General features: G+C 66.1%; 16 protein-coding genes. 7 read left to right on the top strand and 9 right to left on the bottom strand.

The window, feature by feature from the left end; translation table 11 throughout:
* Positions 1-14: 14 nt before the first annotated feature.
* Entirely contained in the window at positions 15-410 is a 396-nt protein-coding gene (locus UC32_RS16440; protein WP_045732269.1) for an RNA polymerase-binding protein RbpA, read from the top strand.
* Here the strand turns inward: UC32_RS16440 and pgl are convergent.
* The 6 genes from pgl to tkt are packed head-to-tail and all read right to left on the bottom strand — an operon-like array spanning position 363 to position 8,591.
* Positions 363-1,181 (bottom strand): 6-phosphogluconolactonase, encoded by an 819-nt coding sequence (gene pgl, locus UC32_RS16435; RefSeq protein WP_045732268.1) that lies wholly within the window; start codon positions 1,179-1,181, stop codon positions 363-365. The genes UC32_RS16440 and pgl overlap by 48 nt on opposite strands.
* A complete protein-coding gene (locus UC32_RS16430) occupies positions 1,171-2,112 on the bottom strand; it encodes a glucose-6-phosphate dehydrogenase assembly protein OpcA (protein WP_045732267.1) in 942 nt (313 codons plus the stop codon). The genes pgl and UC32_RS16430 overlap by 11 nt, the downstream gene beginning before the upstream one ends.
* Positions 2,109-3,680, bottom strand: coding sequence for a glucose-6-phosphate dehydrogenase (zwf, locus tag UC32_RS16425; protein ID WP_015937031.1), 1,572 nt, complete (start codon positions 3,678-3,680; stop codon positions 2,109-2,111). The genes UC32_RS16430 and zwf overlap by 4 nt, the downstream gene beginning before the upstream one ends.
* Before the next feature lie 14 nt (positions 3,681-3,694).
* Positions 3,695-5,326 carry a glucose-6-phosphate isomerase gene (locus UC32_RS16420; protein ID WP_045732266.1) on the bottom strand — a complete coding sequence of 544 codons (1,632 nt, stop codon included), beginning with the start codon at positions 5,324-5,326 and terminating at the stop codon, positions 3,695-3,697.
* Positions 5,327-5,332: 6 nt separating this feature from the next.
* On the bottom strand, positions 5,333-6,448 hold the full coding sequence (gene tal, locus UC32_RS16415) for a transaldolase (RefSeq protein ID WP_045732265.1): 1,116 nt from the start codon (positions 6,446-6,448) through the stop codon (positions 5,333-5,335).
* A 25-nt stretch (positions 6,449-6,473) separates the two neighbouring features.
* The gene (gene tkt / locus UC32_RS16410) at positions 6,474-8,591 is read right to left on the bottom strand and encodes a transketolase (RefSeq protein WP_045732313.1); all 2,118 of its coding nucleotides are present in this window, start codon (positions 8,589-8,591) and stop codon (positions 6,474-6,476) included.
* Between the two features lie 439 nt (positions 8,592-9,030).
* Between tkt and UC32_RS16405 the strand changes: the two genes are divergently transcribed.
* A complete protein-coding gene (locus tag UC32_RS16405; protein WP_045732264.1) occupies positions 9,031-9,990 on the top strand; it encodes a heme o synthase in 960 nt (319 codons plus the stop codon).
* Positions 9,991-10,194: 204 nt separating this feature from the next.
* Entirely contained in the window at positions 10,195-12,504 is a 2,310-nt protein-coding gene (locus tag UC32_RS16400; protein ID WP_045732263.1) for a SulP family inorganic anion transporter, read from the top strand.
* A gap of 75 nt (positions 12,505-12,579) precedes the next feature.
* Here UC32_RS16400 and UC32_RS16395 read toward each other — a convergent pair whose 3' ends face one another.
* The 3 genes from UC32_RS16395 to UC32_RS16385 are packed head-to-tail and all read right to left on the bottom strand — an operon-like array spanning position 12,580 to position 15,306.
* Positions 12,580-13,524, bottom strand: a complete 945-nt coding sequence (locus tag UC32_RS16395; protein WP_045732262.1) for a COX15/CtaA family protein — start codon at positions 13,522-13,524, stop codon at positions 12,580-12,582.
* Positions 13,525-13,531: 7 nt separating this feature from the next.
* Entirely contained in the window at positions 13,532-14,341 is an 810-nt protein-coding gene (locus UC32_RS16390; RefSeq protein ID WP_235423691.1) for an ABC transporter permease, read from the bottom strand.
* Positions 14,338-15,306, bottom strand: a complete 969-nt coding sequence (locus tag UC32_RS16385) for an ABC transporter ATP-binding protein (protein WP_045732261.1) — start codon at positions 15,304-15,306, stop codon at positions 14,338-14,340. The genes UC32_RS16390 and UC32_RS16385 overlap by 4 nt, the downstream gene beginning before the upstream one ends.
* 197 nt (positions 15,307-15,503) lie before the next feature.
* Here UC32_RS16385 and UC32_RS16380 point away from each other — a divergent pair, with 197 nt between their 5' ends.
* Genes UC32_RS16380 through UC32_RS16365 form a run of 4 tightly spaced genes read left to right on the top strand, consistent with a single transcriptional unit; the run spans position 15,504 to position 19,428 of the window.
* A complete protein-coding gene (locus UC32_RS16380; protein ID WP_412178031.1) occupies positions 15,504-16,346 on the top strand; it encodes a helix-turn-helix transcriptional regulator in 843 nt (280 codons plus the stop codon).
* Entirely contained in the window at positions 16,346-17,809 is a 1,464-nt protein-coding gene (gene sufB, locus UC32_RS16375) for a Fe-S cluster assembly protein SufB (protein WP_015937041.1), read from the top strand. The genes UC32_RS16380 and sufB overlap by 1 nt, the downstream gene beginning before the upstream one ends.
* Positions 17,809-19,050 (top strand): Fe-S cluster assembly protein SufD, encoded by a 1,242-nt coding sequence (gene sufD, locus UC32_RS16370; RefSeq protein ID WP_045732260.1) that lies wholly within the window; start codon positions 17,809-17,811, stop codon positions 19,048-19,050. Before sufB ends, sufD begins: the two co-directional genes overlap by 1 nt.
* 21 nt (positions 19,051-19,071) lie before the next feature.
* Positions 19,072-19,428 (top strand): non-heme iron oxygenase ferredoxin subunit, encoded by a 357-nt coding sequence (locus UC32_RS16365; RefSeq protein ID WP_045732259.1) that lies wholly within the window; start codon positions 19,072-19,074, stop codon positions 19,426-19,428.
* Positions 19,429-19,465: the final 37 nt, after the last annotated feature.

Here is a 19,465-nt window from a genome sequence, read left to right as displayed (position 1 = left end):
AGGCAGGAGTTCCGATGGTTCATCCAGTGTCAGGTTTCCGCGGTACGCGGGCTGGGGTGACAGCGGGGTCAGGCTCCAGCCTCCAAGGCGACGCCGACCACGGCAACCCGCTGCCCAGGATCCGTGTTTCTTACTGGTGTGCAAAGGGGCACGTCACGGAGCCCGTGTTCCTGCAGCTCCCCGACGTCCAGATCCCGGCCGTCTGGGACTGCCGGCGCTGCGGAGCGCCGGCCTCAAGGGACGGTTCAGAGGCTGCCGGCACCGAGGCCCTCGACGACGGCTACAAAACGCACCTGGAGTACGTTAAAGAGCGGCGCTCCGACCAGGACGCCGAAGACGTACTGGCCGGAGCGCTGGAACGGTTACGCGCCCGCGGCGTCCTTGCGGACGAGCTGCTGCGGGACCCGTGAGGCCGCATTCTCGTCGATAAGCCACAGGGTCCGGGACGTACCCCGCGGCCCCGCCGCGGGCACCTGGACCGGGGTGGCCCCGGCCAGGGCCAGGCCAACTGCTCCGGCTTTATCCTCGCCGGCCACCACCATCCAGACCTCAGCGGCAGTGTTGATGGCCGGCAGCGTCAGCGAAATCCTCAGCGGCGGCGGCTTGGGGGAATTGCGCACCCCCACCACCGTGCGTTCCTTCTCGCGGATGCCGGCCTGCTCGGGGAAGAGCGACGCAACGTGTGCGTCGGGACCCACACCCAGCAGGACAACGTCAAGCCGGGGGAGGACCCCAGGCTCGTCCGGGCGGTCATCGGACATGTCGGCGGCATGCTCTGCGGCTGCTGCCTCACGGAGGCGGCGCGCATAGTCATCAGCTGCTTCTTCAGGCGTTTCGAAGTCGTCCGAGGAACCGGGTTCGTGGATCCGCTCCGGATCCACGGGAATGTGCTTCAGCAGGGCGTCGTACGCCTGCCTGGTGTTCCGGTCGCCGTCGGCAGATCCCACGAACCGCTCGTCGCCCCACCAGAAATTCACCTTTGACCAGTCCACGGCGGGAGCCGCCGGAGAGTCTGCAACAGCCTTCAGCGTGCCGATGCCCACCGTGCCGCCGGTCAGGACAACGGTGGCCTCACCGTGTTTGTCCTGCACGTCGACGAGCTTGGTGATGAGGCGTGCCGCGATGGCAGCCATCAGCACGGACGAATCGGGATGAATGCTTACTCTTGGGTCAACGCTCACTGGGCCGGACGCTCCTTAGGTTTGTACGTGGCAGTCCAATAGTAATCACTTCACCGAAGACCTCATCCGGATCGAGCCGGCGCAGTTCTTCGGCGAGGCAGTCACGGAGGCTGCGGCGCGGGAGGGAGATCCGCTGGGCCGGTTGCCCGGGCTGGGTGAGTTCCGCCACCGAGAGTCCCGGGCGGAACAGCTGGACGTCACCGCCGGGCCGGGTGAGCCGGACCCGGCGGATGCCGGTTCCTGCCGGATCCGCCACGATGGTGACAGGGGCATCCAGGGTGAGGGTCAGCCACGCGGCCAGCAGGATAGTGCTGGGCGAGTCGGAGGCACCTTCCACAGCCACGGCCGTGACGGGGGAGGAGTCCGCTTCGTCGAGGGCTGCGGCGAGTTGGATGCGCCAGTTGGTCAGCCTCGTCCAGGCAAGGTCGGTGTCGCCGGCCTTGTAGGTGCCATGGATGCGTTCGAGGGCCGCCTGGGGGTCGGGTTCGTTCGCGGAGTCCGTGATCCGGCGGTGCGCGATGGCGCCGATGGAGGTTTCGCAGGCGTTCTCCGGGGCGCCGTGCGGCCACCAGGCCACGATCGGCGCGTCCGGGAGCAGCAGCGCCGCGACGAGAGACTCGCTTTCGTGGGCAAGCTGGCCGTAGCCGCGCAGCACGATCACCTCCGAGGCTCCGGCGTCACCGCCAACCCGGATCTGGGCGTCCAGCCGGTCACCTGCCTCCTTGCCGGCGTCGGCGAGGACGATAATCCGGCAGGGGTGCTCCCGGCTGGCATCGTTGGCGGCCTCAATTGCTTCCTCTTCGAGGCCGGACTTCGTCACCACCACGAGGGTCAGGACCCGGCCCAGGGCGATCACGCCGCCCTGTTCCCTCAGGGCCATGAGTTTCTTGGACACCTTCGAGGTGGTGGTGTCCGGCAAATCGACAATCATGGCCTTCTCCAGGTTCGTCCGTCACGGGCCAGCAGCTCATCAGCAGAGGCAGGGCCCCAGGATCCCGGGGCGTAGGGTTCGGGCTGTTCGTCCAGCTGCGCCCAGTATTCCTCGAACGGGTCAAGGATCTTCCAGGACAGTTCCACTTCCTCATGCCGGGGGAACAGCGGCGGCTCACCCAGGAGCACGTCCAGGATCAGGCGCTCGTACGCCTCCGGGGAGGACTCGGTGAACGAGTGGCCGTAGCCGAAGTCCATCGTGACATCCCGGACTTCCATCTGGGTGCCCGGGACCTTGGACCCGAACCGGATGGTGACGCCTTCGTCCGGCTGCACGCGGATGACCACCGCGTTCTGCCCGAAGTCGTCCTCACCGTGGTCACGGAACAGCAGGTTGGGGGCGCGCTTGAACACCACTGCAATCTCCGTGACCCGCCTGCCCAGGCGTTTGCCGGCACGCAGGTAGAACGGCACTCCTGACCAGCGCCGCGTGTGGATGTCAACCCGCACCGCGGCGTAGGTTTCGGTGGTGGAGTCCGCGGGAATGCCCTCTTCCTCCAGATAGCCCTGGACCTGCTCGCCGCCCTGCCAGCCGCCGGAGAACTGCCCCCGGGCTGAATGCGTGGACAGGTCTTCGGGGAGCTTGACCGCTGCCAGCACCTTTTCCTTCTCCGCGCGCAGGTCATCGGCGTTGAAGGAAATGGGCTCCTCCATCGCTGTCAGCGCGAGCAGCTGGAGGAGGTGGTTCTGGATGACGTCGCGGGCCGCACCCACGCCGTCGTAGTACCCGGCACGGCCGCCGGTACCGATGTCCTCGGCCATGGTGATCTGGACGTGGTCCACGTAGTTCGCGTTCCACAGCGGCTCGAACAGCTGGTTGGCGAAACGCAGCGCCAGGATGTTCTGGACCGTTTCCTTACCCAGGTAGTGGTCGATCCGGAACACCGCATCCGGCGGGAAGACCGATTCGACAATGTCATTCAGCTGCCGGGCGGACTGGAGGTCGTGGCCGAACGGCTTCTCAATGACCACGCGCCGCCACTTGTCGCCGTCGGCCTGCGCCAGCCCATGCTTGGACAGTTGCCGGCAGACCTGTTCGAAGGCTTTCGGCGGGATCGACAGATAGAACGCGTGGTTTCCGCGCGTCCCGCGGACATCATCGAGTTCCTTGATGGTTTCGCCGAGCCGCTCAAACGCGGCGTCGTCGTCGAATTCACCCTGGACGAACCGGATGCCCTCGGAGAGCTGGTTCCAGACCGCCTCATCGAACGGGGTCCGTGCATGGGCCTGGACGGAGGCCTTCACCTCAGCGGCGAAGTCCTCCTTGTCCCACTCACGGCGAGCGAACCCCACCAGCGCGAAACTCGGTGGCAGCAGCCCCCGGTTGGCGAGGTCATACACGGCGGGCATCAGTTTCTTCCGGGCGAGGTCGCCGGTAACCCCGAAGAGCACCAGCGACGACGGACCGGCAATCCGGTTCAACCGGCGGTCACGCGGATCCCGCAGTGGATTCCGGCCGGACTTTCCGGAACGTGCTCCGGAAGTCCTGCCGTATTCAGTTTCTGGCATGTTGCTTGTGCGCCTTAGCTTTCGGTTGCGGATGCCCGGGCGGACAGTGCAGAAACGATCTCCTGCAGCTGTGCCACGCCGGCGGCTCGGTTGGTCAGGTGCAGGCGGAGCACGGGGCGGCCGTGCTCCTCGAGAACCTGGGCGTCACCGGCAGCCTGGGCGGAAATCAGTTCGCCGAAGGTGAAGGGACGCTCGGGGATGGCAAGGTCATCCGTGGAAGCAGCCGTCACCTGGAGGAACACGCCGATGGCGGGGCCGCCCTTGTGGAACTGGCCGGTCGAGTGCAGGAACCGCGGCCCCCAGCCGAACGTGACCGGGCGTCCCGTCACAGCTGCGAACTCGTCGCGGACACCTTCGAGCTGCGCAAACGCCAGCCGGTCAAAGTAGGCCTGGACGCTGAGGTAGCTGTCCGGCTGGAGGGTATCCAGCAGTGCGCTGACAGCTTCCGCAGCCGTTGATGCGCCGCCGAGCCATTCCCCGCCGCGGACTTCGATGGAGCCATCGACGAACGCTGCCGGAGTGGGTTCGGGCTGTGCATCCAGCAGGCCGCGGGCTGCAACCTTGGCCGCTTCCACGTCGGGCTGGTCGAACGGGTTGATGCCCAGCAGCCTGCCGGCCACAGCGGTGGCGAACTCCCAGACCATCATCTGGGCGGCGAGGCCACCCGCGATGGCAACTTCGTTTTCACCGAGCTCGACGTCGGCATCCGCGGCCACGAGGCGGACCACGAGGACGTCCTTCGCGCCGGAGTTGGCCTCGGGGGAGTCGGGGCCCGCCACAACGGGCAGCACCCCGGTGCCAAGCTTGCCGGTGGATTCGGCGATGAGCTGCTCGGCCCAGTCGGCAAATCCCACGATGCCGGAGCCGTCTTCGGCGATGACGATTTTGTTGCGCAGCGGGCTGGTGCCGCCCAGTGCGGTTCCGAGGGCCAGGCCGATGTTCTCGGGTGCGTCGTCGTTCAGGACCTCGGCCGCTTCTTCAGCCTCGTCCAGGAACGCCTGGAAGTCCACGCCGGCCAGGCCGGAAGGCACCAGGCCGAACGCGGTCAGTGCGGAGAAACGGCCGCCAACGTTGGGGTCGGCGTTGAAGACGGCGCGGTAGCCGGCTTCACGGGAGGCCTTGTCCAATGGCGAGCCCGGATCCGTGACGATGATGATCCGGCTGTTGGCATCGATGCCGGCGTCGTTGAACGCCTTCTCGAAGACCCGCCGCTGGGAGTCTGTTTCAACTGTGGAACCCGACTTGGAGGAGACCACGATGGCGGTTTCCGCCAGGCGGTCCGCCAGGGCAGCACGGACCTGGTCGGGGTCCGTGCTGTCCAGCACAGTCAGCTCGACGCCGGCGGTACCGGCGATGACCTCGGGCGCCAGAGAGGACCCGCCCATGCCGCACAGGGCAATACGGGTGACTCCTTCGGCCCGGAGGGCGTCGCGCAGATCCAGGATGTCCTTCACCAGCGGCTGGGAGACCGTTGCAGCCTCGACCCAGCCGAGGCGGATTGCGGACTCCGACTCAGCGTCGGAACCCCAGAGGGTGTGGTCCTTGGCAAAGATCCGGGTGGCAATCCTGTCCTCGACGAGGGCGGGAAGGTGCTGTTCGAGTGCCTGCTGCGCGGCACCGGTGGCTTCGTAGCTGAGTGTGCTCATGGGTGGTTAGGAGGCCTTCCGTGCGGAGGTGAGGGCGCCTTCGACGTCGGCCAGCAGTTCCTTCCAGCTGGCCACGAACTTATCCAGGCCTTCGGATTCCAGGAGGGCGACGACTTCGTTGTAGGAGACGCCGAGCTTTTCGAGCGCGTCCAGGGTGGCGTTGGCGTCCGCGTAGGTGCCGGAGACGGTGTCGCCGGTGACCACGCCGTGGTCGAAGGTGGCGTCAAGGGTCTTCTCGGGCATGGTGTTGACGACGCCGGGAGCAACCAGTTCGGTCACGTAGAGGGTGTCCGGGTAGGCCGGGTCCTTCACGCCGGTGGATGCCCACAGCGGACGCTGGGGGAGCGCGCCGGCTTCGGCGAGGAGTGCCCAGCGTTCGGTAGCGAAGAGTTCTTCGTACACCTGGTAGGCGAGGCGGGCGTTGGCGAGGCCGGCCTTGCCCTTGAGTGCCTTGGCTTCGTCCGTGCCGATCTTGTCGAGGCGCTTATCGATTTCGCTGTCCACGCGGGAGACGAAGAAGGATGCCACGGAGTGGATCTTCGAGAGGTCGTGGCCGTTCTCCTTGGCCTGCTCCAGGCCGGCCTGGAAGGCGTTGATGACCGCGCGGTAGCGCTCGAGGGAGAAGATCAGGGTGACGTTGACGCTGATGCCTTCGGCCAGTGTGGCGGTGATGGCTTCCAGGCCCTCGATGGTGGCCGGGATCTTGATCAGGACGTTGTCCTTGTTGACCTTCTTGTAGAGGTGCTTGGCCTCGGCGATGGTGCCGTTGGTGTCCCAGGCGAGGCGGGGGTCCACCTCGATGGAGACGCGGCCGTCAACACCCTTGGTGGCCGCCGCCACGGGGGCAAACAGGTCGCAGGCGTCGGCGACGTCGGTGGTGGTGATCTCAAAGATCGTCTCCTCCACGCTGGCGCCGGCTGCTGCCTGGGCAGCGACGGTGGCATCGTAATCGGTGCCGGCGGTGATCGCTGCGTGGAAGATGGACGGGTTGGTGGTTACGCCAACCACGTTCTTTTCCTCGATGAGCTTCCGGAGGGTGCCGGTTTCGAGGCGTCCGCGGGAAAGGTCATCGAGCCAGATGGAAACTCCGGCTTCGGAGAGCTGCTGGGTGGGAGTAGTCATGGTGGTTATCTCCTGGAAATCGTTGTTAGGCGTTCAGGCCTGCGAGGGAATCCTTGGCTGCGGCGGCGACTGCCTCCGCGGTGATGCCGAACTCCTGGAAAAGGCGCTTGTAGTCAGCCGAAGCGCCGTAGTGCTCGAGGCTCACGGAACGGCCGGCGTCGCCGACGAATTCCTTCCAGCCCAGGGAGAGGCCGGCCTCGACGGAGACGCGGGCCTTGACCGTGGCGGGCAGCACCGATTCACGGTAGGCGGCGTCCTGCTTGTTGAACCACTCCACGCAGGGCATCGAAACGACGCGGGCGGCGATGCCTTCGGCCTGCAGGGCTTCGCGGGCCTGGACGGCAAGCTGGACCTCGGACCCGGTGGCGATCAGGATGACGTCAGCGGTGACGGTGGCGCCGTCCTTCGCTGCCTCGGCCAGGACGTACCCGCCCTTGGCGACGCCGGACGCGGCACCGAACGTATCGCCGTCGGCTGCTCCTTCGCCGCGCTCCCAGGTGGGGATGTTCTGCCGGGTCAGGACGATGCCGGCAGGGTTGGAGTGGTTCTCCAGCATGGTTTTCCATGCCACGGCGACCTCGTTGGGATCGCCGGGGCGGACCACATCCAGGCCCACGATGGCGCGCAGCGAGGCGAGCTGTTCCACCGGCTGGTGGGTGGGGCCGTCCTCGCCCAGGCCGATGGAGTCGTGCGTCCAGACGTACAGCGACGGAACACCCATCAGGGCACCCAGGCGGATGGCGGGACGCTGGTAGTCGCTGAAAATCAGGAACGTGCCGGAGAACGCGCGGGTGTTCCCGTGCAGGCTGATGCCGTTGACGATCGACGCGGCTGCGTGTTCGCGGATACCGAAGTGCAGCACGCGGCCGTAGGGGTTGCCCTTCCATGCATCAGTCTGCTTGGAAGCCGGTACGAACGACGGCGAACCCTCGATGGTGGTGTTATTCGACTCGGCGAGGTCGGCGGAGCCGCCCCAGAGTTCGGGCATGACCGGGCCCAGCGCGTTCAGGACCTTGCCTGATGCAGCGCGGGTGGAGACGTCCTTGCCGGCCGGGAAGACCGGAAGGGCGGCGTCGATGTCCGAGGGAAGTTCCCGGGCCTCGATGCGCTGCAGCAGGGCTGACCCCTCGGGGTTGGCGGCCTGCCATGCGTTGAAGGATTCTTCCCATTCCTTGCGGGCTTCCGCACCGCGGTCAACCACGGAGCGGGCGTGGGCCAGGACTTCCTGGTCCACGTCGAAGGACTTGGCGGGGTCGAAGCCCAGGACTTCCTTCAAAGCCGCGACTTCCTCGGCACCCAGTGCGGAACCGTGGATCTTGCCCGTGTTCTGCTTCTTGGGGGCCGGGTAGCCGATGATGGTGCGCAGCGAAATGATGGAGGGCTTGGAGGTCTCGGCCTTGGCGGCGCGCAGGGCGGAGTAGAGCTCCTGGACGTCTTCCTTGTATTCGCCGGTCTTGGTCCAGTCCACCCGCTGGATGTGCCAGCCGTAGGCTTCGTATCGCTTCAGGACATCCTCGGTGAAGGCAATGTCGGTGTCGTCCTCGATGGAGATGTGGTTCTCGTCGTAGATGACCACGAGGTTGCCTAGTTCCTGGTGGCCGGCCAGCGAGGAAGCCTCGGAGGTGACGCCTTCCTGCAGGTCGCCGTCGGATGCGATGACCCAGATGGTGTGGTCGAACGGGCTGGTGCCCGGTGCGGCGTCGGCGTCGAACAGGCCGCGCTGGCGGCGCTGGGAGTAGGCGAAGCCGACCGAGGACGCCAGGCCCTGGCCGAGGGGACCGGTGGTGATCTCCACGCCTGCGGTGTGCTTGTACTCGGGGTGGCCCGGGGTCAGCGAGCCCCAGGTCCGCAGGGCTTCCAGGTCCTTGAGTTCCAGGCCGTAGCCGGAAAGGAACAGCTGGATGTACAGGGTCAGCGAGGTGTGGCCGGGGGACAGGATGAACCGGTCACGGCCCAGCCACTGCGGATCCCGCGGATCGTGGCGCATCAGCTTCTGGAACAGCAGGTAAGCGGCCGGTGCAAGGCTCATCGCCGTACCGGGGTGTCCGTTGCCCACCTTCTCAACAGCATCCGCGGCCAGGACACGGATGGTATCCACGGCACGCTCATCCAGGCTGGTCCAGGACAGTTCTTGCTCTTCCAAATGTGGCACGAAAACCGGGCCCCTCTCTTTGCTGACGGCGCGCGGCACACCCGGTCCGGTTCCAGGCACGATATGGGGCGCCCGCTGCGGTGTGTACCAGTCGCCGTCGAATGTTGGTCTCTCGTTCAGCCGCGGGGGAGGTGGGAATGCGTTTTCCACCGCTTCCCTGCCGCGTGCTGATCTGGTGACAGCTTAGCTCCATTCCAATCTTCGGGAGGCTGAAATCTCACGTTTTGGACGCAATTTCCCCTTTTATGAATAAGGCTGAAGTGAGGATGAGTTAATCTGCTCGAATCGGGCTGCGAGCGATCAAGTGCGCATATCGGCCGGGCTTTGGGCGGGTGGCGGCGCGGTATGATATTCGGAGGCCAATGCCGGGCGCCGTACCTTTTCAACCGCCCGCAGCTGCAATGCCAGATACAACTGCCACACAGAACGGGTGACTGCCACCGTGAGCACAACAGATACGCCGCTGAACGCTTCCCGGGCCTCCGGTCCAGGGTTTGCCCGTAAGGCCAAGGCGTATCTTGCCCTCACCAAACCGCGCGTCATCGAACTGCTCCTGGTCAGCACCCTGCCCACCATGATCTACGCAGAGCGGGGTTTCCCGTCCATCGGCCTGATCCTGGCCACGCTGGTAGGCGGAGCGTTTGCCGCGGGCAGTGCCGGCGCGTTCAACTGCTACATCGACCGCGACATCGACAAGCTGATGGCCCGCACCGAAAACCGGCCCCTGGTCACCGGGGAAGTCACCCCGCGCGAAGCGCTGGTCTTTTCGTGGCTGTTGGGTGCTGCGGCCATCGCCATCCTGTGGTTTGGCGCCAACCCGCTGTCGGCGTGGCTCGGGCTCGGCGCCATCTTCTTCTACGTCGTGATCTACACGATCATCCTGAAGCGGCGCACAGCCCAGAACATTGTTTGGGGCGGCGCCGCAGGCTGCTTCCCGGTGCTGATCGCCTGGGCCGCCGTCACCAACTCGGTGGAATGGCCCGCCATCATCCTCTTCATGGTGATCTTCCTCTGGACGCCGCCGCACTACTGGCCGCTGTCCATGCGTTACGGCGAGGACTACCGCAACGCCAAGGTGCCCATGCTTGGGGCCATTGCCGGCGCCAAAGTGGTGTCCGTCCAGGTGGTCCTGTACGCCTGGGCCATGGTGGCCTGTTCACTGCTGATGGTTCCGGCCGGTGGCGCCGGGTGGGTCTACACGGTCACTGCCGTCCTGGCCGGTGCCTGGTTCCTTTATGAGTCGCACGCCCTCTACAACCGTGCGCAGCGTGAGGACATCCCGGACAAAAAGGCCATGAAGGTCTTCCACGGCTCCATCAGCTACCTCACCCTGCTGTTCATTGCCCTGGCCGTGGATCCCTTCATCGGACCTGCAGTCATCGGCGGCTAATCACACCAAACTGCCCGCGAACGGCCCGGACTTTCGAGTCCGGGCCGTTCGCCGTTTAAAGCCTGGACCAACCTTGGCGCGCCACGTCATAGACGCGGACTTGGGTGGTGACAGATTCTGTCATATCCGTCACTTTAAGTGTCATCCTGCGTGACATTCTGCATACGGTGGACTGGATCTTTCCCGCGAAGCAAAGGAAATCCCATGACGCCCGGCCCAGCCACAACAACAGCCTCCAACCACAGCCCGCCCGGCGGACAGCGCGGGCGAGCCAACCGTTTCCGGCCTTTCCTGTCGAACCTGGGCGCGGACGTGCCCGCCTCCCTGGTGGTGTTCCTCGTGGCGCTGCCGTTGTCCCTCGGGATCGCCGCTGCCTCCGGTGCGCCGATCATGGCCGGACTCATCGCCGCCGCCGTCGGCGGCATCGTCGCCGGCAGCCTGGGCGGCGCTCCGCTGCAGGTCAGCGGGCCAGCCGCCGGCCTGACCGTGATTGTCGCCGGCCTGGTCCAGGAATTCGGCTGGCAGGCCACCTGTGCCATCACAGCCGCTGCCGGCGTTGTACAACTCTTGCTCGGCGTGAGTCGGGTGGGAAGGGCAGCACTGGCGGTCTCGCCAGTGGTGGTCAAGGCGATGCTCGCCGGGATCGGCGTGACCATTATGGTCCAGCAGATCCACGTGCTGCTGGGCTCCGGCCCGGCCGGTTCCGCCATCGAGAACCTCGCCAACCTCCCGGCAGCCATCACCAACGTCGAGATCCATGCGGCGCTGCTTGGCCTCACCGTGGTGATCATCCTGGTGGCCTGGAAGCACCTGCCCGCGGCTGTGCGCAAGATCCCCGGACCGCTGGCTGCCGTTGCTGCCGTCACCGCGTTGTCGGTCCCGCTGGCGCCGGCCGTTGAACGGATCTCCTTTTCGGGCTCCATCCTGGACGCCGTGGCCCTACCTGCTTTGCCCGAAGGGAACTGGCGCGCCATAGCCTTTGCTGTGCTGTCGATGGCCCTCATCGCCAGTATCGAATCGCTCCTGTCAGCCGTTGCCGTGGACAAGATGCACTCCGGTCCGCGGACCAACCTCAACAAGGAGCTGATGGGCCAGGGAACGGCCAACATCCTCTCCGGTGCCCTGGGTGGCCTGCCGGTCACGGGCGTCATTGTCCGCAGCGCCACGAACGTGGAAGCCGGCGCCAAGTCGCGGACTTCCGCCATCCTGCACGGCGTGTGGATCCTCATCTTCTCGGCGCTTTTCGCCGGCATGATCCAGCTCATTCCGCTGTCGGTGCTGGCGGGCCTGCTCCTGGTCATCGGTGCCAAGCTGATCAAGGTGGCCGATATCCGGACCAGCCGGCGCACTGGGGACCTGCTGATCTACGTCGTCACCCTTTTCTGCGTCGTCTTCCTCAACCTGCTGGAGGGAGTGCTCATCGGCCTGGTGCTGGCCGCGGCCAGCGTGCTGTGGCGCGTCCTGCGCGCGGCAATCCGCGTGCACGAGCCAGTCTCGCCGTCGTCGGCCTGGCGGATCACCATCGCAGGATCGTGCAGCTTCTTCGCCCTGCCGCGCCTTAACCGTGTACTGCACTCGGTGCCGGCAGGGAACGTTGTGGTGGTTGAACTCAATGCCGATTACGTGGACCACGCCTTCCGTGAATCCCTGGTGGCCTGGCGGGACCAGTACGCTGCCACAGGCGGCTCGGTGGAACTTGAGGAACACGGAAACACCCTGTTCCAGGACGCTGAGCACAGGGCACCCCAGCGGCAGGAAGCCCGCGAGCTTCCGCTGCCGCCGCGCAACTCCCGGACCGCGGACGGCGAAGACGCCTCCAGCCAGCAGGGCAGTGAACGGACCCCGGCAGTCCTGGCGGGAATCAGCAAGTACCACCGGCGCTTCGCTGACCAGGTCCGTCCGCTGGTGGAGGACCTGGCGGAGCAGCAGCATCCGGATACGCTTTTCGTGGCGTGCGTCGATTCGAGGGTCAACCCCAACCTGATCACCAGCAGCGGCCCCGGCGACCTGCTGACCCTCCGCAACATCGGCAACGTGGTGTGCCATGACGGCCAGGACGCCTCCATTGACTCTGCGCTTTCGTTCGCGGTCAAGGGCCTCGAGGTAAACACCATCGTGGTGTGCGGGCACTCGAACTGCGGCGCCATGAAGGCCGTCATCGCCGATGCCGAAGGTGCGGGGAATCCGGGACTGGGCACCGGATTCGACGCCTGGCTGGAGCATGCCCGTCCCAGCTACCTCGAGCTGATGGCGGACCACCCCGTGGCGCGGGCCGCTGCGGAGGCGGGCTACTGCCGCCTCGACCAGCTGGGCATGGTCAACGTGGCTGTCCAGCTCAGCAAGCTCGACAACCATCCGGTGGTTGGTCCTGCCATCGCCGCCGGGCAGGTCCAGGCCACCGGGCTCTTCTACGACATCGCCACTGCCCGGGTGGTCCTGGTGACGCCTCACGGCATCGAGTCCCTGGACCCGGCCCAAGCCCTGGTGCCGGCCACGGGCGCAGCTGCCCGCTGAGCGCTGACGCCAAGACACCTTAAACGCGAGGCCGCCCCGGTCTGGAACCCGGGGCGGCCTCGCGTTTTCCGTGTGTTACTCCACCGGGCTGGACCTGGCGAGGTCCCAGGCATTCGTGGCGGTGGCCATCAGCAGCGCGGCTCCCAGCATGTGGGCGCCCACCAGCAGGGCCGGGATGCCGTTGTAGTACTGGGTGAAACCGATGACCGCCTGCAGGACCGTGACCCCAAGCAGGCCGAACACGGCAGTCCGGAAGGGACCGGCAATACGGCGCATCAGCACCAGGACCAGCGCCACCAGGGAACCCGCCGTCACAAGGTAGGCAGGCACAGCGTGGATGTGCGAGAAAAGGTCCCAGTCCAGGCCGTTGCGGGGTGCATCCGCGTCACCGGCGTGCGGTCCTGCTCCGGTAACCACCACGCCCAGCATCACGGCCAGAGCAGCGAAAAGCGCGACGGCGGACGTCACCGGGCGCAGGGTCCCCGGCAGCGCACGCAGGGATACCGTCATGTAACGGCCGGTGCGGCCATAGGCCCTGTTGACCAGCAGGGTAGCGAACACCACCAGGGCCATGGACACCAGGAAGTGCAGGCCCACTACCCACGGGTTGAGGCCCGTGAGGACGGTGATCCCGCCAATGACGGCCTGGGCGGGAATGCTGGCCAGAAGGCCGAGCGCCAGCAGGAAGAGGTCGCGGCGTTCCCTGCGGAGGTTCCACAGGTACACCAGCATGAGGGCCGCGACGGCGGCGAGGGCAAACGTCAGGAGCCGGTTGCCGAACTCGATGAAGCCGTGGATGCCCATTTCCGCCGTGTTGACCAGCGATGTGTCAGTGCAGCGCGGCCAGGTGGGGCAGCCCAGGCCCGACGCCGTCAGCCGTACGGCGCCACCGGTCACCACCAGCAGTGTCTGCCCGATCAGGGAGGCCACCGCCAGGCGGCGCACTCTGGCGTCGACTGTGCGGGGAAGCCGCGATGCCAGGCGGCCGGCGAACTGGGGGAGGCGCGAAGCCGTGCTCACGAATATCTCAATTCCACTTGAACCAACGGATGGCTGCTGCTCCGGCAATCGCCGTCCAGAGCACCAGGATGAGGGCGGCCCCGCCGTTGAGGGCGCCATGAAGGAAGGCGTCGCGGAGGGATTCACCCAGCGCGCCGGAGGGCAGGAAATGCACAATGGACTGTGCCAGGGCGGGAAGCCGGTCAGCCGGAATCACAATTCCTCCCATGGCGCCCAGCAGGATCCACAGCAGGTTGGTGATGGCCAGCGTTGCCTCCGGCCGGACGGTACCGGCAACCAGGAGGCCCAGTGACGTGAATGCCGCCGCACCCAGGACCAGCAGGACAAGGCCGGGCAGCCAGCCCGCAGCGACGGGCTGCCAGCCCAGGGCAAACGCCACTGCGGATACCACCACGATCTGCAGGCACAGCACCACCAGCACCGAGAGGACCTTGCCCGCAATCAGGCCGCCGCGGCCAAGGGGGGTGGTGGAGAGGAAACGGAGCACGCCGTAGCGGCGGTCGAAGCCGGTTGCGATGCCCTGGCCGGTGAAGGCCGTGGACATTGCACACAGTGCCAGGATGCCCGGAACGGCCACGTTGACCCGGCTCGGACCCAGGCCGTCAAGGAACGGCGTGACGGTGAGTCCCACCAGGGCAAGCAACGGCAGCACCACGGCCAGGATCAGCTGTTCACCGTTCCGCAGCATGGTGATGGCTTCATACTTACCCTGCAGGAGCACGCGCCGAAACAGGGAGGCAGGGTGCTGGCGGCCGCCGGCTGCTTCAGCCAGGCCGTTCCCGGGAGCGCTGCCCGCGGCAGTACCGGTCCCGTTCATCGAATGTCCTTTCCAGAGATGTCCAGGAAGACGTCTTCAAGGCTACGCGCCTGCAGGCTCATGGCGGCGGGCATGATTCCCTTCGCTTCCCACCAGGCAGCCAACGCCGCGAGGTGTCCTGGCGTGAGCGCTCCGGTCACTGAATAGCTGCCCGCGCGGGTCTCGGCGACGGCGATGGCGGCGGGGAGCACGGCGGAAAGGTCCAAGCCGGGCTGCGCTTCGAACACCAGCGTCCGGACGTGCTCGGCGCCGCTGTCCACGGCGGGTTCGCGCTGCAGGAGCTGCTGCACTGTTCCTTCGGCGACGTTGCGGCCGCCGTCGATGATGTAGACGTAGTCGGCCAGGCGCTGCGCATCGTCCATGAGGTGGGTGGTGAGGATGATGCCCATCCCGCTGCTGCGGAGCTCAGAGATCAGGTCAAAGACGAGGGCGCGGGACTGCGGATCAAGCCCGGCGCTCGGTTCGTCGAGGAAGAGGACCTCGGGCCTGCCCACCAAGGCCGCCGCGAGGGTAAGCCGCTGCTTCTGTCCGCCGGACAACCTCCGCACGCCGGTGCGGCTGAACGAATCGATGCCCAGCCGCTCCACCAGGTCCTCGACGGGCCAGGGGTTCGCATAGAGGCCGGCGATGTGCCGCAGCAGCGGCACAGGCTTGGCCGACGGCGGGAGCCCGCCATCCTGGAGCATCACGCCGACGCGGGAGCGCAAGTCTGCCCCGGCGGAAGCAGGATCCTCGCCAAGGAGGCTGATGGTTCCGCCGCTGCGCCGCTGGAGGCCCTGTGCGCACTCAAGCGTGGTGGTCTTTCCGGCGCCGTTGGGTCCCAGCAGGGCCGTCACCTCGCCGCGCCCGGCGATCAGCGACACATCGCTGACCACCCTCAGCATCTTTCCGTCCAGGCTGGCCAGGGGGCCGACGTCCTTAACGAGTCCATTGATGGACAGGACGGGGGATTGGGGGGATCGCACCCCAGTATTCTACGGGATGTAGTACTAGCCGGGTCCCGTGCAGCCGCCTGCCCCGTAAGATCGAGTTTTCGGGCAGGTACCACGGCCTTAGCGGCTTGGACGTCCCGTTATCTGCCCAAAAACTCCAAAGAGGGAGTTCAGCTGAGGTCAGCCTGCCCTTACTGGAGCCCGGGACTAAATTACGACATGATTGTGTTGTGTATTCCGTGAGCAATGCTACTGCTGTGCCTATCGCCGGGCACGGGGCCGCGCAGGCCCAGGAGGGGCGCGCCCAGACCGTGCCCGGTCCCGTGGCTGACGCCGACGAGCGCACCCGCGACCGCGTGCTCTCCGCCGTCCTGGAACACGGCCCGGTCAGCGCGGCCGAACTCGGCGACATGCTGGGATTCACTCCGGCAGCAGTCCGCCGTCACCTCGACCATTTATCCCGTGCCGGCATCATCGAAGTCAAGAGGGTGGCCAGGGCCGGAGCGGGCGCCGGACGCCCCGCACGCCGCTACGTCCTCAGCTCCGAAGGCCAGTCAAGCCTGGGCAACGACTACCTGGACATCGCCGCGCTGGCGCTCCAGCAGCTCCAGAAGGCTGCCGGACCGGACGCCGTCCGCGCCTTCGCCGTCGAGCGCTTCGCTGACATGGAACGCCGCTACGCGCCCGAAATCGACAAGGCCGGCCCGGAGATCGCTGACCGTGCAAAGGCTCTTGCCGAAGCGCTCAGCCGGGACAATTTCGTTGCGTCCGCAGCATCCATCGAGGCCAAGGCGCCACTGCCGGCCGCACTGTCCAGCGTCCAGCTGTGCCAGGGCCACTGCCCCATCCAGCAACTCGCCGCCCGCTTCCCGGTGTTCTGCGACGTGGAAACCGAAGTGTTTTCACGGCTGGTGGGCGTCGATGTGCGCCGCCTGTCCACACTGGCCCGCGGCGGGCACGTCTGCACCACCCACATACCCACAGGCAGGCTGTCTGCGCCCGGGCCCACAAGGCCTTCCGCAGCCCCCGCCAGCCTGAACGAAGTAACAAACCATCAGCAAGAAAGGCCGTGATGACGGACCAACTATCAGAGAAAGCAGTAGCCGAAAACACTGTGATCTCGGAGATTCTGGAAAAGAATCCCGAGCTCCACGGCATCGGCAACTACGAGTACGGCTGGGCTGACAAGAACGATGTCGGCGCCAACGCACGCCGTGGACTCGACGAAGAGGTAGTCCGCGACATTTCGGCTAAGAAGAGCGAGCCCGAGTGGATGCTGGACCTTCGCCTCAAGGGGCTGAAGTACTTCGACCGCAAGCCCATGCCCACCTGGGGTGCAGACCTCTCGGGCATCGACTTCGACAACATCAAGTACTTTGTGCGCTCCACGGAGAAGCAGGCCACCAGCTGGGAGGAACTGCCCGAGGACATCAAGAACACGTACGACAAGCTCGGCATCCCCGAAGCTGAAAAGCAGCGCCTGGTCTCCGGTGTCGCCGCCCAGTACGAGTCCGAGGTTGTCTACCACCAGCTGCGTGAGGACCTTGAGAAGCAGGGCGTCATCTTCCTGGACACCGACACGGCGCTGAAGGAACACCCGGAAATCTTCCAGGAGTACTTCGGAACCATCATCCCGGTGGGCGACAACAAGTTCGCGTCGCTCAACACCGCAGTCTGGTCCGGCGGATCCTTCGTCTACGTCCCCAAGGGCGTCCATGTGGACATCCCGCTGCAGGCCTACTTCCGCATCAACACCGAGAACATGGGCCAGTTCGAGCGGACCCTGATCATCGCCGACGAGGACTCCTACGTCCACTACATCGAAGGCTGCACGGCGCCGATCTACACCTCGGACTCCCTGCACTCCGCTGTTGTGGAAATCGTGGTCAAGAAGGGCGCCCGGGTCCGCTACACCACCATCCAGAACTGGTCCAACAACGTCTACAACCTGGTGACCAAGCGCGCCGTCTGTGAAGCGGGCGGCACCATGGAATGGGTGGACGGCAACATCGGCTCCAAGGTGACCATGAAGTACCCGGCCGTATACCTGGTGGGTGAGCACGCCAAGGGTGAAACCCTGTCCATCGCGTTCGCCGGCGAAGGCCAGCACCAGGACACGGGGTCCAAGATGGTCCACATTGCGCCCAACACCAAGAGCTCCATCATCTCCAAGTCAGTGGCCCGCGGCGGCGGCCGTGCAGCCTACCGCGGCCTGGTCCAGGTCCGCGAAGGCGCCAAGCACTCTGCCAACACCGTCCGCTGTGACGCCCTGCTGGTGGACACCATCTCGCGGTCTGACACTTACCCCTACATCGACATCCGCGAGGACGATGTACAGCTGGGACACGAGGCCACCGTTTCACGCGTCAGCGAGGAGCAGCTGTTCTACCTCATGTCCCGCGGTATGCCCGAGGACGAGGCCATGGCCATGATCGTGCGCGGCTTCATTGAGCCGATCGCCCGTGAGCTGCCCATGGAATACGCCCTCGAGCTGAACCGCCTCATCGAACTCCAGATGGAAGGATCCGTCGGTTAATGACTGCCGAAGCTACTACCGAAAAGGCCCGCATCGGCGCGCCGTCAATCGCCGGTTTCACTGAGGAAGGCGAACACCTGGTCGCCTCCAAGGTGGACCGCCACCACAGCCACGGCACGCAGGTCATGGCCTCCCGCGCGGAGCGCATCACCAGCCACGACGTCGCTGACTTCGCCCTGCCCAACGGCCGCGAAGAGGAATGGCGCTTCACCCCGGTCCGCGAGCTGGCCAACCTGCTCTCGGACACGCCTTCGGACGCCGGCGCACTCGGCGTCACCGTTGAAGGCCCGGACTCCTTCGTCCAGGGTGCACTCCGCGCCGGCGAGGCCCCCCGCGGTGCCACGCTGGTCCCCGCGGACCGTGCCGCCGTCGTCGCTTCCGCAAATGTGGAGGAGGCCCAGCTCATCCGCATTCCCGCAGACGCCGAGCTGGACCAGCCCGTCCGCGTGGTCATCACCGGAAACGGCGCAGGCCGCCGCACCAACACGCACCACGTGATCGAGGCCGGCGCCAACAGCCGCGCCGTGGTCATCCTGGAACACGACGGCTCCGCCGACCACAACGGCAACGTGGAGGTCTTCGTCCGCGAAGGCGCCCACCTGACCGTGGTCTCCGTCCAGCTCTGGGAAGACGACGCACGCCACCTGGCCCAGCACGACGCCGAGGTTTCCAAGGACGCCGTGTACAAGCACATCGCCGTGACCCTTGGCGGCAAGATCGTCCGGCTGAACTCCAACGTCCGGTTCGCCGGCGAGGGCGCCGATGCCGAACTCCTCGGCCTGTACTTCGCCGACGCCGGGCAGCACCTGGAGCACCGTTCGTTCGTTGACCACAACCTGGCCAACTGCAAGTCCAACGTCCTCTACAAGGGCGCACTGCAGGGCAAGGGTGCGCACACCGTCTGGGTGGGCGACGTCCTCATCCAGAAGCAGGCCGAAGGCACCGACTCCTACGAGAAGAACCAGAACCTGGTCCTGACCGACGGCTGCCGCGCGGACTCCGTGCCCAACCTGGAAATCGAGACTGGCCTGATTGAGGGTGCCGGCCACGCCAGCGCCACCGGCCGTTTCGATGACGAGCACCTGTTCTACCTGATGGCCCGCGGCATCCCGGAGGATGTTGCACGCCGCCTGGTGGTCCGCGGCTTCCTCAACGAGATCATCCAGCAGATCAAGGTCCCGGCACTCGAAGAGCGCCTGACCGAGGCTGTGGAACGCGAACTCGCGGCAACGGAAAACTAGACGACAGGCAGGCAGGAACGCATGAGTGGTAAGCCCAAGGGCGAGCTGGTGTGCAGCGCCAACGACGTCAAGGTCAAGCAGGCGCTGCGCATCCTGATCGACGACTACCCCGTGGCCGTGGTCAGGGATTCGATGGGTGACATCCACGCCATCGGCGACACCTGCTCGCACGCTGACATTTCGCTGTCCGAAGGCGACGTGGACGGCTGCGCGATCGAATGCTGGGGGCACGGTTCCCAGTTCGACCTGCGCAGCGGCCAGCCACTGCAGCTCCCCGCCTACGATCCCGTCCCGGTGTTCGCCATCGAACTCGACGGCGACGACGTCTACGTGGATGTCACCAACGTTTTGAACGGCGCGGCAGTAAACAACTACTGAGCGCCCCGCAGCACAGACTTACGAACGAACAGAAAGA

The organism is Pseudarthrobacter chlorophenolicus, from assembly GCF_000962805.1.
Classification (GTDB): domain Bacteria; phylum Actinomycetota; class Actinomycetes; order Actinomycetales; family Micrococcaceae; genus Arthrobacter; species Arthrobacter chlorophenolicus_A.
The sequence above is the reverse complement of the archived record's forward strand: the minus strand, read 5'-3'. Positions and strand labels throughout refer to the sequence as shown.

Bases quoted from the DNA above. Each gene is read 5' to 3' on its own strand.
- sufD (WP_045732260.1), top strand. From the start codon at position 17,809: ATGACTGCCGAAGCTACTACCGAAAAGGCCCGCATCGGCGCGCCGTCA.
- tal (WP_045732265.1), bottom strand. From the start codon at position 6,448: ATGACTACTCCCACCCAGCAGCTCTCCGAAGCCGGAGTTTCCATCTGG.
- UC32_RS16400 (WP_045732263.1), top strand. From the start codon at position 10,195: ATGACGCCCGGCCCAGCCACAACAACAGCCTCCAACCACAGCCCGCCC.
- UC32_RS16440 (WP_045732269.1), top strand. From the start codon at position 15: ATGGTTCATCCAGTGTCAGGTTTCCGCGGTACGCGGGCTGGGGTGACA.
- zwf (WP_015937031.1), bottom strand. From the start codon at position 3,680: ATGCCAGAAACTGAATACGGCAGGACTTCCGGAGCACGTTCCGGAAAG.
- UC32_RS16365 (WP_045732259.1), top strand. From the start codon at position 19,072: ATGAGTGGTAAGCCCAAGGGCGAGCTGGTGTGCAGCGCCAACGACGTC.
- UC32_RS16430 (WP_045732267.1), bottom strand. From the start codon at position 2,112: ATGATTGTCGATTTGCCGGACACCACCACCTCGAAGGTGTCCAAGAAA.
- UC32_RS16420 (WP_045732266.1), bottom strand. From the start codon at position 5,326: ATGAGCACACTCAGCTACGAAGCCACCGGTGCCGCGCAGCAGGCACTC.
- UC32_RS16390 (WP_235423691.1), bottom strand. From the start codon at position 14,341: ATGAACGGGACCGGTACTGCCGCGGGCAGCGCTCCCGGGAACGGCCTG.
- sufB (WP_015937041.1), top strand. From the start codon at position 16,346: ATGACGGACCAACTATCAGAGAAAGCAGTAGCCGAAAACACTGTGATC.